Raw genomic sequence first — 12,217 nt, forward strand, 5'->3', positions numbered from 1 at the left:
GAAACAGATCCTCAGGCGCGCCGGGCCTCGGCCATGAAGCAGCCGCGTCGGGCGGTGTGCATCTGGATCCGGTCGATCGTCGGGTCGGAGAACCAGAGGTTCAGCCGGACCGCCAGATCGGCGCCCTCGACCACATCGGCGTCGATCATCATGTCTCCGGAGTCATAGGCCCGAACCGACAGCAGGCGACGGCCCAGCATGTCGGGAACCTCGTCCGGCCCCAGCGCCGCTTCCGAGGCGGTCTCGCGCACGAAGATCGGTCCGTCGGAGCGGTAGGGACTGGCCGGCGCGTCGAGGTGGCGGTGGGTGAGCAGGATCAGCGCCTCGCCTGGCGCGGCGTCGGTGAGGCTGACCCGGCAGGGGGCGCTGTTCGGCGCATCGGCGATCATTCGGCGCGCGCCCATGGCCTCCAGCCCGGCGTCATCCAGCGCGAACAGCGGACGGAAGGGGGCGAGCGGCAGGGGGTGGATCAGGAAGCTCATGGGGTGGATGATCGCGCTGTCCTGACCCGGCGTCTGGCGTCTTTCGGCTGTTGCGCCGGGCCGCGCGCATCCCCACAACGGAGGGCATGAACGCCCCCTTCACGACCCCCGCCGATCCGCTGGACGCCCCCGTCTGGGACCTGTCCGACCTCTACGCCTCGCGCCAGGACGCCCGCATCGAGGCCGATCTGGAGCGCACCCGCGCCCTGGTCGGCGAACTGAACGATCTGCAGGGGCAGCTGATCGCGGCCAAGGACGATCCGGCGACGCTGGGACAGCGGCTGGACCGCGCCGTCACGCTGTACGAGCAGGCCTCGGACGTGCTGGGGGCGCTGGGGGCCTATGCCTTCCTCGCCGCCTCAACCAACCGCAACGACGCGGGCGCGCAGGGTTTCGAGGCGACGGTTCGCGAGAAGCTGACCGCCATCGCCACCCCGACCATCTGGGTCACGCTGGAGATCAACCAGCTGGATGACGCCGCCGTGGAGGCCGCGCTGAAGGCCCATCCCGCCGCGGCTCGCTGGACGCCGTGGCTGCGCCGGACGCGGGCGATGAAGCCGCATGAGCTGTCCCAGGAGCTGGAGACCTTCCTGGCCGAACGCGGCCCCATCAGCGCCCAGTGGCCGCGCCTGTTTGACGAGACCCTGGCGGCGATGAAGGTGAAGACGGGCAAGGACGAGCTGACCCTGGCCGAGGCGCTGAATCGCCTGTCCGATCCCAAGGGCGCCAAGCGCAAGGCGGCGGCCGAGGGGCTGGACGAGGCGCTGGGCGCGCGCGCCGCGACCATGGCGCTGGTGTTGAACACCGTCGCCGCCGACAAGGCGCTGGAGGACAGGTGGCGCGGCTTCAAACGCCCCGCCGACGGGCGCCACCTGTCCAATGAGGTGGACGGCGAGTCCGTGGACGCCATGGCCGAAGCCGTGGCCGCCGCCTATCCGCGCCTGTCGCACCGCTACTACGCCCTGAAGGCGAAGGTGCTGGGCAAGTCGAAGCTGGATCAATGGGACCGCAACGCCCCGCTCGAGACCACGGCCCCGCGCGGCTATGACTGGCAGGCGGGCAAGGCGCTGGTGCTGGAGAGCTTCGGCGACCTAGGCGGGGATTTCGCCGAGCGGGCGCAGGGCTTCTTCGAAAAGCCGTGGATCGACGGCAAGGCGCGGGCGGGCAAGCAGTCCGGCGCCTACGCCCACCCGGTGACCTCGGACAAGCACCCCTATGTCTTCCTGAACTGGATGGGCGAGCGGCGCGACGTGCTGACCCTGGCGCATGAACTGGGGCATGGGGTGCACCAGACGCTGGCGGCGGGGCAGGGGTCCCTGCTCGCCGACACGCCCCTGACCCTGGCCGAGACGGCCTCCATCTTCGCCGAGGGGCTGACCTTCGATCGCCTGCTGAAGACCGCGCCCAAGACCGAGCAGCGCGGTCTGCTGGCCGGGCGCATCGAGGACGGGCTGAACACTGTGGTGCGCCAGATCGCCTTCCACCGGTTCGAAACCCGGTTCCACGACGAGCGGGCGGCGGGCGAAGTCCCGGTCGAGCGCATTGGCGAGATCTGGCTGGAGGAGATGGGGGCGTCCCTGGGCCCGGCGGTGACGCTAAATCCCGGCTATGAGCACTGGTGGAGCTACGTCAGCCACTTCGTGCACTCGCCCTTCTACGTCTACGCCTACGCCTTCGGCGACCTGCTGGTGGCGGCGCTGATGGAGACGCGGGCCAAGGACCCGGCGGCCTTCACCCCCCTGTACCGCGACCTGCTCGCGGGCGGCGGGTCCAGGGGCTACGTCGAGGCGTTGGCGCCGTTCGGCCTGAACCCCCGCGATCCGGCCTTCTGGACCATCGGGACCAAGCGGCTGGAGCGGCTGATCGACCAGTTCGAGACCATGGTCTGAGTTGACGCCCCGGCGGGGGCGGGCGACCGTCCCGGCCATGCGCATCCTGATCCTCGCGGCCGCCGCCGCCTTCGCCCTGCCCGCCGGGGCACAGACGCCCGTCCAGACGCCGCCGTCCGGACCTTCGGCGAGCGTCCGCGCCATGGCGGCGGGGTACAAGGCCCTGACCGTGTGCAGCGCGGTCAAGAACGGCGCGATGGCGGGCGCCTCGCGCACGCTTGAGAGTGTCGAGAGGAACGAACTGGTCGGCGTCTATCCCGAGCTGGACGCGCTGGTGCGCGAGATGCCGGCTCAGATAGACGACTATTCCGTGTCGGTGGCCTGGGACGAGACCCTGCCGCCCCGGATGGCCGTCTGGAGGCCGAACGCGGGCTGCACGATCCTGCCGACGGGTTGGCAGGGTGAGGCCGGCGACCTGTGGGTGTGGTCCACCCGGACACCCGATCGGGGTTTCCGGACCGGCCGACCAGGCGACGTCGAGGCGTTCGAGGCTGTCGTCGGCAAGGCGTTCGGCAGCGGTTACGGCGAGGGGGTGAACACGACGGCGATCGTAGTGCTCCAGAACGACCGGATCGTCGGCGAACGATATGCGCCGGGCTTCGGGCCTGAGACGCCCCAGCGCACGTGGTCGGTGGCCAAGTCCATCGCAGGCACGCTGATCGGTGCGGCGGCCCACCGCGGAGAGATCGACGTCAATGCGCCCGCCGCTATCCCGGATTGGAACCGGCCCGGTGATCCGCGCGCGGCCATCACCCTGGACCAACTGATGCGGATGGCTTCGGGCCTGAACAGCGACACGGCGGGGAACCGCACCGACGCGCTATATTTCGGTGGTGTGGGCGTGGACGAGCAGGTCACGACCTGGCCGCTGATCGCGCGGCCGGGAATGCGGTTCCGCTACGCGAACAACGACAGCCTGCTGGCCACGCTGGCGATTGCACCGACGTTCCAAGCTCATCCGCCGGCGGAGCTTTTCCAGACACTGGGGATGCACCGGACCTGGGCCGAGACGGATTGGCGAGGCAACTACGTCCTCTCCAGCCAGGTCTGGTCGACGGCGCGCGACCTCGCCCGTTTCGGCCAGCTGTACGCCCACGATGGCGTCGTGAACGGTCAGCGCGTCCTGCCGGAGAACTGGCTGGCGTATGTCTCCACCCCGTCCGGCCCCCAGCCCATGGGCGAGCAGGGCTATGGCGCGACCTTCTGGCTGATGAACACGTCCGAGGGCGTTCCCGCCGATACGATCTCGGCGAACGGCAATCGGGGCCAGTACGTCATCATCGTGCCCAGCCGGAACATCGTCATCGTCCGCCGTGGCGAGGACCCGACCGGCAAGCGCTTCGATCCCATCGCCTTCACCCGCGACGTTCTGGCGGCGCTGGACTGAGCCGAAATGGCGCGTCCCGCTTGAGCCTGAGCGCGGCCCCGGTATAAGGGCGGCGAACTTTCTTTTCCCGAATCCGGACCCGACCCATGGCCGACCCCCACGCCCACGACGACTACGTTAAAGGCTCGATGGAAATCAGCGAGCAGACGTCGACGTTCCACCTGTTCATGGGCATGGCCAAGTACGGCTCGCTGGCGATCGCGGCCCTGCTGGCCTTCCTGACGATCTGGTTCATGCCGAACGGCAACTTCTTCGCCGGCGCCGGCGTGGCGGTCGTGATGATGGTCGCGGGCGTGTGGTTCCTGCGGTCGCCTTCGGCGCACTGAGGCCCGGCCGCGCGAACGGCGCGGCGGTCTTAGATATACGAGATTGAGGAAGGGCCGGGCTGTTCAGGCAGTCCGGCCTTTTCGCGTCTGCGTAATGTGGGGAGCGGCTGCGAAGCGGGTCCACGGCCCAACTCTCTGACCCATCCGAGGATGAAATCGAGGCCGTTGGGCCGTTTCCCGCCTTCTGAAAGCCCGATCAGCCTATCAGCGGCGAGGGTGTGCGCCAGAGGACGGGATCGAATTTATGCTGCGGCGCAGCATAATGCGGAACAGTGTTGCGCGGATGCACCATGGCGGCGGGGCCGCCGGAACGATCAGGCCCCGGCGACGGCCCGCAGCGCCGAAACCTGCTGCGTGCTGGGGATGGTGCTGACGCTGACGCCCGCCTCGTCCGGAACCGCCAGATAGCCGGCCTTGGCCGCCGCGTCGCCCAGACGGCGGCGCGAGGTCAGGACCACCAGCGGGGCGGCGAACAGCAGCGGCAGGACCACCGGGGCGAACCAGGTGATCAGGTCGGGACGGAAGCCCAGGCCGACGCAGAACAGCAGGCCGGTGATCATCTGCCAGCGCATCGAGCGGAAGGCGTCCTTCCAGCTGACGCCGTCGGCGTCGCGGTCCTGGGAGTGCCAGCCGGCGTCATGACCGGCGGCGATCTGGATGATGGCCTTGGTGTTGGCGACCATCATGATCGGGGCGATCAGGGCCGACAGGAAGATCTCCATGGCCATGCCCTTGAAGATGCGCTTGCCGCCGCCGAAGGCGCGACGTTCGCGCGGACGGCTCATGACCAGCAGGCCGCCCATGACCTTGGGACCGATCAGCAGCACGCCCGAGAGCAGGGTGGCCAGCATGAAGGGCGAGAACTCGGGCTTCAGCAGATAGCCGAACGACGCCCAGTCGGTCGGGTACTGCAGTTGGATCGCCATGCCGGCGAGCAGCGAGGCCAGCCACAGGGGCGACGAGAAATAAGCCATGAAGCCCATGGCCATCTGGACACGGTTCATCACGGTCATGCTGCGGGTCTTGAGCAGGCCCAGGTGCTGCATATTGCCCTGGCACCAGCGGTGATCGCGGCGGATGAAGTCCAGCATGGTGGCCGGGGTCTCTTCACAGCTGCCGTCCAGGGCGGCGGTGACGTGCACGGCCCAGCCGGCGCGGCGCAGCAGGGCGGCCTCGACCGTGTCGTGGCTCAGGATCGCGCCGCCGAAGGGCTCGCGGCCCGCCAGGATCGGCAGGTGGGCGGTGGAGGCGAAGGCCTCGGTGCGCAGGATGGCGTTGTGGCCCCAGTAGCTGGCTTCCGAACCGGCCCACCAGGCCAGGCCGGCGGCGGCGACGCGGCCGTACAGGCGGACGCTGAACTGCGACACGCGCGCGAACAGGGTCTGACCCTTGATGATGGTCGGGGTGGTCTGCAGCAGGCCGATGCCCGGGTTGCGCTCCATGGCGTCGACCATGCGCAGGATGGTCTCGCCGGCCATGGTCGAGTCGGCGTCCAGCACCAGCATGAACGGATAGGCCCCGCCGAAGCGCTGGGTCCATTCCGACAGGTTGCCGCACTTGCGCTCGATGTTCTTCTCGCGACGGCGATAGAAGACACGGCTGTGGGCGTGGGCGCGGAAGCCCAGATAGGCCTGATGCTCCTGATCGGCCGCTTCCGGCTTGGTGGAGTCGCTCAGAACGAAGATGTCGAAGGCGTCCGAGACGCCGAGGCGGGCCAGCGAATTGTCGATCACGGCCAGACGCGCGAAGGCGGCGCGGGCGTCCTCATTGTACAGCGGCATCAGCAGGGCGGTGCGCTGGGTCGGCTCGGCCGGATGCGGGGCGAAGGCGAGGTCATCCTGCTCGCGGCCGGTCAGCAGCACCCAGAAGCCGATGGCGGCGCTGGAGAACCAGCAGCCGATGGCGGTGATCAGCACCCCGAAGATCACCAGGGAGGCCACTTCCAGAGCGTCGAAGCCGTGACGGGCGAACAGCGCCACCGGCGCGATCAGGGCCAGGGCTGTAACAATCGCGGTCAGAACGGCGAGCGCCAAACGACGACCGCCGACATTCACCGGCGAGGTGGCGGGCGTGGGGACGTCCGGCGTCGCGTCCCAGCTGTTCAGGGACTGACGCGGCATGGCCATCGGCGCTTCGTCCGGCAGCCAGGTCCAAGCCGGGCGGTCAGTCTGGGTCGACGCAGCGTTTGCGGCGTCGATCCGGATCGCTTGGTTGCTCATAAGTCAGTCCAGGCCTTTGATCCCGCAACCGGCCGGGGCGCCGGGTGGAATTTGCTGCATTGCAACACACCTGCAATGTCGATCACTTCCGCGCGATTTTCAATCACGGAATGGTGAATGGCGAAGAAAAATTGAAAGAGGCCCGTTTTCCGGGACGTCGGCGGCCCGGCCCGGGCCTTCAGTCGCGGCCTGCGTGGGCCTTCAGGCGGCGTTCGATCACGAAAGCCGCGATTCCGACCCAGCCCACGAGGATAATCGCATAGCCCCGCTCCCACCAGCCGACATTGGCGTCGTTGACCGTTCCGGGCAGCACCAGATGGTAGGTGAAGGCGGTCAGGACGGCCATGGCCACGAAGACCGCGGCCAGGAAGATCTTCAGCCGCTTCATGTCGACGTGACTCCATAGCCCCCAGAGCAGCAGCAGGGGCGCCAGCTGGATGCCGAGGCCCAGGTTGATGGCCATGTGCCGGGGGTCAGGCCACGGATAGAGGCTGGAGGCGGCCAGTCCGATCCCGGCCAGGGTGAAGACCACGGCGGTCAGGCCCGCGACGAACCAGCGCCCGGTCAGGGCGTGGATGGCCAGGCCGAAGCCGACGCCCGCGGCGATGCACATCCCGCCGGCGATGAAGACACCGCCGTTGAAGATCAGGGGCATGGGGGCCGAGGCTCCGCCCAGCTCGCTGAGATACTGGCGTGCGTGATCGAAACCCGGCCAGGTCGCCACGCCGATCAGCACCGCGGTGAGGGCCAGCACCGGCGCGCCCATGCCGATCATCAGCAGCCGGCGGCGGCGATGGTAGCGGGGCCGTCCGGCGGGAGCGGGGAAGGGCTTGAGCCCCCACAGCGGACGGATCAGGGGGATGCGGCGCACGATCTCATAGATCAGCAGGCTGACGCCGAAGGTGACGCCGACCAGGCAGGCGGCCTCAAGCGGGGCGGGCAGGTTCGCGGGGCGGAGGAACCAGACGGCCACCACCAGCACCGTCTGGTGCGCGAGGTAGAGGGGGAAGGTGGCGTCCACCAGATAGGGCAGGGCGGGCCCCGGCGTCTTGCGCAGGTAGCGGCTGCCGTAGCCCAGGATGGCGGTGATCACCGCCCACTGGTCGATGGCGAAGACGACGGCGCGCGGTATGCCGAACCAGGTCCCGCCGCCCGGGTGGGCCGCCTGCCACATCATGATCGGCAGGGCGATCACGGCGACGATCAGCGACAGGTGGCGGCGACGCTCCAGCTCGGCCCACACGCCCTGATGCCCGACGATCAGGAAGCCGAACAGGAAGGCCCCCAGCGACAGGAAGTGATTGTAGAAGTCCCACGTCAGCTTGTTCGTGATGCCGAAGTACGGGAACAGGACGATGCGGATGATGATCAGATAGACCAGCGGCACGACCAGCACGCGCCACCCGGCTGTGTTGCGCACCAGCCAGGCCTCGGCCCGGGCCATCAGCGCGGGGCGGGTCATCAGGGCCACGGCGACCAGGCTGTAGACCGCGATATAGACGATGAACCACAGGTGGTTGACCGGCACGCCGTCGGCCAGGCCGGCCGGACCGAACTCGTGCCACAGCCAGTCGGCGAAGTTTCCGGTGAAGCCGCCCTTGTCGAGGGCCTCGACCCACGACTGGATCGGCACCAGCACCAGGGCGCCGAACAGCAACGGCGGAATCAGCCGCTCGGCGCGGGCCTTCAGGGTCTGGGCCGCCGTCCGCCGCGCGGTCATGAACCGCAGCGCCGCGCCGGACACCAGGAACAGCAGCGTCAGCCGCCACGGATTGGTCAGCAGCAGGGCTTCATGCAGCCAGGGGAAGGTGTGGGCGCTGTGGATGTGCCAGTCGTACGGCGCATAGACCAGGGCCACATGGTACAGGATCAGCAGGCCGAAGGCGCTGACCCGGATCCAGTCCAGGTCGTTGCGGCGCATGCTCGGGGAGGGGCTGTCTGACACGCGGGCGTCTATGGTCGAGGGCGAGGCCTCTGTCCATGACAGGCGCGCTTTTGACGCGTCGCTCCGGAAGAGCCTAACGTCGCTGTACAAACCAGTGAGGGAGGGATTCGCTTGGCTGTCGCCATCGCCGTGACCCGCGAGCGCCGTGAAGGCGAGACGCGTTGCGCCGTCACTCCCGAGACCGTGAAGAAGCTGATCGCCCTGGGCGCGACCGTGACGGTCGAGGCCGGCACGGGCGCCGGCTCCTCCATTCCCGACGCGGACTACGAAGCCGCCGGCGCCGTCGTGGCCAAGGACACCAAGGCCGTGCTGTCCGGCGCCGATCTGGTGCTGAAGGTGCGCGGTCCGACGGCGCAGGAGACCAGCGCCCTGAAGTCCGGCGCGGTCGTCGCCGCCATGCTCGACGCCTATCGCGAGAAGGACACGGTGCAGGCGCTGGCCCAGGCGGGCGTGACGGCCTTCGCCATGGAGTTCGTGCCGCGCATCACTCGGGCGCAGGTGATGGACGTGCTGTCCTCCCAGGCCAATCTGGCCGGCTATCGCGCCGTGATCGAGGCGGCCTACGCCTATGGCAAGGGCTTCCCGATGATGATGACGGCGGCGGGCACGGTCGCCGCCGCCAAGGTCTTCGTCATGGGCGCCGGCGTCGCGGGCCTGCAGGCCGTCGCCACCGCCCGGCGCCTGGGCGCGGTGGTCACCGCCACCGACGTGCGCCCGGCGTCCAAGGAACAGGTCGAGAGCCTCGGGGCCAAGTTCGTCGCCGTCGAGGACGAGGAGTTCAAGGCCGCCGAGACCGCCGCCGGCTACGCCAAGCCGATGTCGCCCGAGTATCAGGCCAAGCAGGCCGAGCTGACGGCGTCGCACATCGTCAAGCAGGACATCGTCATCACCACCGCCCTGATCCCCGGTCGCCCGGCGCCCCGGCTGGTCACGGCAGCGCACGTGGCCTCGATGAAGCCGGGCTCGGTCATCGTCGACCTGGCCATCGACAACGGCGGCAATGTCGAGGGCGCCAAGCTGGGCGAGGTCGTCACGACCGCGAACGGGGTCCAGATCGTCGGCTGGTCGAACCTGCCGGGCCGGATCGCGGCGGACGCCTCGGCGCTCTACGCCCGCAACCTGGTCGCCTTCGTCGGCCTGCTGATCAAGGACGGCGCCCTGACGGTCGATCTGGAGGATGAGATCCTCAAGGCCTCGGTGGTCACCAGCGGCGGCGCCGTGGTGCATGAGGGGGTGAAGGGATGAAGCGGACGATGACTCCCGCCGCCTTCGCCTACGGCTTCGGGCTGGCCGCTTTCGTCATCGGCGCCCTGCTGGTGGTCCTCAATTGGGGGGCTGTGGCGATCAGGGCCTTGGGCGGACCCGATCTGGCCGTACCGAACGAACTGCATGACAGCGGAATGGTGCTGATGATCATCGGCGGGACCCTAGGCTGGATTGTACGGTCGAAAGCCCCTGCGCAGGACAGAAACTGATGGAACACGTCGATCCCACCATCTTCCGGCTGGCCATCTTCGTGCTGGCCATCTTCGTCGGCTACTATGTCGTCTGGTCGGTGACGCCGGCGCTGCACACGCCGCTGATGGCCGTGACCAACGCCATCTCCTCGGTGATCGTGGTCGGCGGCCTGATCGCGGCGGCGGCGGCCTCGGGCGGCGACGGCTGGATCGCAAAGGGCGCCGGCGTGGCGGCCGTGACCCTGGCCAGCGTCAACATCTTCGGCGGGTTCATGGTCACGCGGCGCATGCTGGCCATGTACCGCAAGAAGGAGAAGCCCAAGGCCGCGGAGCCCTCCGCCTCGTGACCTTCGACGCCCACACGCTCGCCTTTGGAATCTCGCTGGTCGGACTGGCGGTCGGCGTGGGCCTGTGGGTGCGTTCGATCTTCGAGAAGACGCCGCTGCGCCGCCTGCGTCAGGTGGACTGCGGCACGGTGCTGGTCTTCTCGTCCATCCTGCTGCGCTTCGTCGGCCAGACGAAGCCGCTGGGCATCATCGAATGGGCGCTGGCCCTGATCTCGCCCCTGTTCGTGGCGGCGGCGCTGTGGCGGTTGTCGCGCACGGCCTGCCCGCCGTCGGGAGCGGGCCGATGAGGGCGCTGACGCTGATCGCCCTCGCCGCCGTCGCCCTGGCCGCGCCCGCGGCGGCGCAGACCTATGTCGGCGAGAACATCGAGGGCGGACTGCACTGGTCGGTCTCCGCGCCCGGAGGCGCGTCGTGGCGGCTGAACTGCCGCTTCCCGCCGGTGACCTATTACCGCAACAACTATGACCGGGAAGCCTGGATCAACCAGCTGACCGATGAAGGCTCCGGGCCGTCCCGGGGCCGCATGCCGCTGGACACCGGGCATTGCCGGGTGACCAAGACGGGCGGCGAAGGGCCGGTGGCCATCGCCGTCGGCCGTCCGGGCAAGGTCGAGACCGCCGTCGCGCGCGCCGTCGGTGAATCGGCGACGGCGGGACTGTTCTGATGACGAGTGGGGGAACGGAATGAACGCATCCATCGCGGCCCTGGCCTATCTGGTCTCCGGCGTCCTGTTCATCCTGTCGCTGCGCGGGCTTTCGAGTCCCGAGACCAGCCGGCGCGGCAACACCTTCGGCATGATCGGCATGGCGCTGGCCGTCGGCGTGACCCTGCTGACGCTGTGGGCCAGCAAGGCCATGGATCCGCTGACCCTGGGCCTGATCGCGGGCGGCGTGGTCATCGGCGGCGGCGCGGGCGCCCTGATCGCGGGCCGGGTGCAGATGACCCAGATGCCGCAGCTGGTGGCCGCCTTCCACAGCCTGGTCGGCATGGCCGCCTGTCTGGTCGCGGTGGGCGCGGTCTATGCCCCCGACAGCTTCGGCATCGCCACGGCGGCGGGCGGCATCAAGACCCTGTCGATCATCGAACTGAGCCTCGGCGTCGCCATCGGCGCCGTCACCTTCACCGGCTCGGTGATCGCCTTCGCCAAGCTGAACGGCAACATGAGCGGCGCGCCGATCATCCTGCCTGCCCGGCACCTGATCAACATCGCCCTGGCCCTGGGCCTGGTCCTGCTGATCGGCGTCATGATCGGTTCGGGCGGCACCGCGACCTGGGCCTTCTGGGGCGTGTTCGCCATCGCCCTGATCCTGGGCGCGACCCTGATCATCCCCATCGGCGGCGCCGACATGCCGGTGGTGGTGTCGATGCTCAACTCCTACTCCGGCTGGGCCGCGGCGGCGCTGGGCTTCACCCTGGAGAACATCGCTCTGATCATCACCGGGGCGCTGGTCGGCAGCTCCGGCGCCATCCTCAGCTACATCATGTGCAAGGGCATGAACCGCAGCTTCATCAGCGTCATCCTGGGCGGCTTCGGCGGCGGGGACGCGGCGGCGGGCCCGGGCGGCGCGGTCGAGACCCGGCCGGTCAAGCAGGGCTCGGCCGAGGACGCCGCCTTCATCATGAAGAACGCCTCCAAGGTGATCATCGTGCCCGGCTACGGCATGGCCGTGGCCCAGGCCCAGCACGCCCTGCGCGAGATGGCCGACAAGCTGAAGGAGGAGGGGGTCGAGGTGAAATACGCCATCCACCCCGTCGCTGGCCGCATGCCCGGCCACATGAACGTCCTGCTGGCCGAGGCCAACGTCCCCTATGACGAGGTGTTCGAGCTGGAGGACATCAACTCCGAGTTCGGCAGCTGCGACGTCGCCTTCGTCATCGGCGCCAACGATGTCACCAACCCGGCGGCCAAGACCGACCCGACCAGCGCCATCTACGGCATGCCGATCCTCGACGTGGAGAAGGCCGGCACCGTGCTGTTCATCAAGCGCGGCATGGCGGCGGGCTATGCGGGCGTCGAGAACGAGCTGTTCTTCCGCGACAACACCATGATGCTGTTCGCCGACGCCAAGAAGATGGTCGAGGGGATCGTGAAGGCGCTGTGAGGCCTGGGACGCATCGTCAGGAACGGTGAGTTGGCCTGCGGGGCGTCCGGTATGAAAACTGCC

Annotated in this window: 12 protein-coding genes; 9 read left to right on the forward strand and 3 right to left on the reverse strand. The window is 68.9% G+C overall.

Annotated elements, in window-relative coordinates:
- Nucleotides 1–11 precede the first annotated feature (11 nt).
- Nucleotides 12–482: a DUF1203 domain-containing protein gene (locus AC1RRF_RS03050; RefSeq protein ID WP_492832686.1), complete on the reverse strand. Its 471-nt coding sequence runs from the start codon at nt 480–482 to the stop codon at nt 12–14.
- 86 nt (nt 483–568) lie between these two features.
- Here AC1RRF_RS03050 and AC1RRF_RS03055 point away from each other — a divergent pair, with 86 nt between their 5' ends.
- The 3 genes from AC1RRF_RS03055 (at nt 569) to AC1RRF_RS03065 (ending at nt 4,084) form a co-directional block, all read left to right on the forward strand.
- Nucleotides 569–2,371 (forward strand): M3 family oligoendopeptidase, encoded by a 1,803-nt coding sequence (locus AC1RRF_RS03055; RefSeq protein WP_492832687.1) that lies wholly within the window; start codon nt 569–571, stop codon nt 2,369–2,371.
- A 37-nt stretch (nt 2,372–2,408) separates the two neighbouring features.
- Nucleotides 2,409–3,758 (forward strand): serine hydrolase domain-containing protein, encoded by a 1,350-nt coding sequence (locus AC1RRF_RS03060; protein WP_492832689.1) that lies wholly within the window; start codon nt 2,409–2,411, stop codon nt 3,756–3,758.
- A gap of 86 nt (nt 3,759–3,844) precedes the next feature.
- Nucleotides 3,845–4,084, forward strand: coding sequence for an aa3-type cytochrome c oxidase subunit IV (locus tag AC1RRF_RS03065; protein ID WP_492832691.1), 240 nt, complete (start codon nt 3,845–3,847; stop codon nt 4,082–4,084).
- Between the two features lie 314 nt (nt 4,085–4,398).
- On the opposite strand, the gene mdoH is transcribed toward AC1RRF_RS03065, so the two are convergent.
- Both mdoH and AC1RRF_RS03075 read right to left on the reverse strand, forming a co-directional pair.
- Entirely contained in the window at nt 4,399–6,303 is a 1,905-nt protein-coding gene (gene mdoH, locus AC1RRF_RS03070) for a glucans biosynthesis glucosyltransferase MdoH (RefSeq protein WP_492832693.1), read from the reverse strand.
- Nucleotides 6,304–6,481: 178 nt separating this feature from the next.
- The gene (locus AC1RRF_RS03075) at nt 6,482–8,224 is read right to left on the reverse strand and encodes an acyltransferase family protein (RefSeq protein ID WP_492832695.1); all 1,743 of its coding nucleotides are present in this window, start codon (nt 8,222–8,224) and stop codon (nt 6,482–6,484) included.
- A gap of 135 nt (nt 8,225–8,359) precedes the next feature.
- On the opposite strand from AC1RRF_RS03075, the gene AC1RRF_RS03080 reads away from it, so the two are divergent.
- Genes AC1RRF_RS03080 through AC1RRF_RS03105 form a run of 6 tightly spaced genes read left to right on the forward strand, consistent with a single transcriptional unit; the run spans nt 8,360 to nt 12,154 of the window.
- A complete protein-coding gene (locus tag AC1RRF_RS03080) occupies nt 8,360–9,493 on the forward strand; it encodes a Re/Si-specific NAD(P)(+) transhydrogenase subunit alpha (RefSeq protein ID WP_492832697.1) in 1,134 nt (377 codons plus the stop codon).
- 8 nt (nt 9,494–9,501) lie between these two features.
- On the forward strand, nt 9,502–9,723 hold the full coding sequence (locus AC1RRF_RS03085) for a hypothetical protein (protein WP_492832699.1): 222 nt from the start codon (nt 9,502–9,504) through the stop codon (nt 9,721–9,723).
- Nucleotides 9,723–10,052 carry an NAD(P) transhydrogenase subunit alpha part 2 gene (locus tag AC1RRF_RS03090; protein ID WP_492832701.1) on the forward strand — a complete coding sequence of 110 codons (330 nt, stop codon included), beginning with the start codon at nt 9,723–9,725 and terminating at the stop codon, nt 10,050–10,052. The genes AC1RRF_RS03085 and AC1RRF_RS03090 overlap by 1 nt, the downstream gene beginning before the upstream one ends.
- Nucleotides 10,049–10,339, forward strand: a complete 291-nt coding sequence (locus AC1RRF_RS03095) for a hypothetical protein (RefSeq protein WP_492313574.1) — start codon at nt 10,049–10,051, stop codon at nt 10,337–10,339. The genes AC1RRF_RS03090 and AC1RRF_RS03095 overlap by 4 nt, the downstream gene beginning before the upstream one ends.
- Nucleotides 10,336–10,716, forward strand: coding sequence for a hypothetical protein (locus AC1RRF_RS03100; RefSeq protein ID WP_492832703.1), 381 nt, complete (start codon nt 10,336–10,338; stop codon nt 10,714–10,716). The genes AC1RRF_RS03095 and AC1RRF_RS03100 overlap by 4 nt, the downstream gene beginning before the upstream one ends.
- 19 nt (nt 10,717–10,735) lie before the next feature.
- The gene (locus AC1RRF_RS03105; RefSeq protein WP_492832705.1) at nt 10,736–12,154 is read left to right on the forward strand and encodes an NAD(P)(+) transhydrogenase (Re/Si-specific) subunit beta; all 1,419 of its coding nucleotides are present in this window, start codon (nt 10,736–10,738) and stop codon (nt 12,152–12,154) included.
- Nucleotides 12,155–12,217 lie beyond the last annotated feature (63 nt).

It is taken from the genome of Brevundimonas sp. GW821-FHT12C05 (assembly GCF_058807475.1).

Bases quoted from the DNA above. Each gene is read 5' to 3' on its own strand.
- AC1RRF_RS03085 (WP_492832699.1), top strand. From the start codon at position 9,502: ATGACTCCCGCCGCCTTCGCCTACGGCTTCGGGCTGGCCGCTTTCGTC.
- AC1RRF_RS03065 (WP_492832691.1), top strand. From the start codon at position 3,845: ATGGCCGACCCCCACGCCCACGACGACTACGTTAAAGGCTCGATGGAA.
- mdoH (WP_492832693.1), bottom strand. From the start codon at position 6,303: ATGAGCAACCAAGCGATCCGGATCGACGCCGCAAACGCTGCGTCGACC.
- AC1RRF_RS03105 (WP_492832705.1), top strand. From the start codon at position 10,736: ATGAACGCATCCATCGCGGCCCTGGCCTATCTGGTCTCCGGCGTCCTG.
- AC1RRF_RS03090 (WP_492832701.1), top strand. From the start codon at position 9,723: ATGGAACACGTCGATCCCACCATCTTCCGGCTGGCCATCTTCGTGCTG.
- AC1RRF_RS03075 (WP_492832695.1), bottom strand. From the start codon at position 8,224: ATGCGCCGCAACGACCTGGACTGGATCCGGGTCAGCGCCTTCGGCCTG.
- AC1RRF_RS03050 (WP_492832686.1), bottom strand. From the start codon at position 482: ATGAGCTTCCTGATCCACCCCCTGCCGCTCGCCCCCTTCCGTCCGCTG.
- AC1RRF_RS03100 (WP_492832703.1), top strand. From the start codon at position 10,336: ATGAGGGCGCTGACGCTGATCGCCCTCGCCGCCGTCGCCCTGGCCGCG.
- AC1RRF_RS03060 (WP_492832689.1), top strand. From the start codon at position 2,409: ATGCGCATCCTGATCCTCGCGGCCGCCGCCGCCTTCGCCCTGCCCGCC.
- AC1RRF_RS03055 (WP_492832687.1), top strand. From the start codon at position 569: ATGAACGCCCCCTTCACGACCCCCGCCGATCCGCTGGACGCCCCCGTC.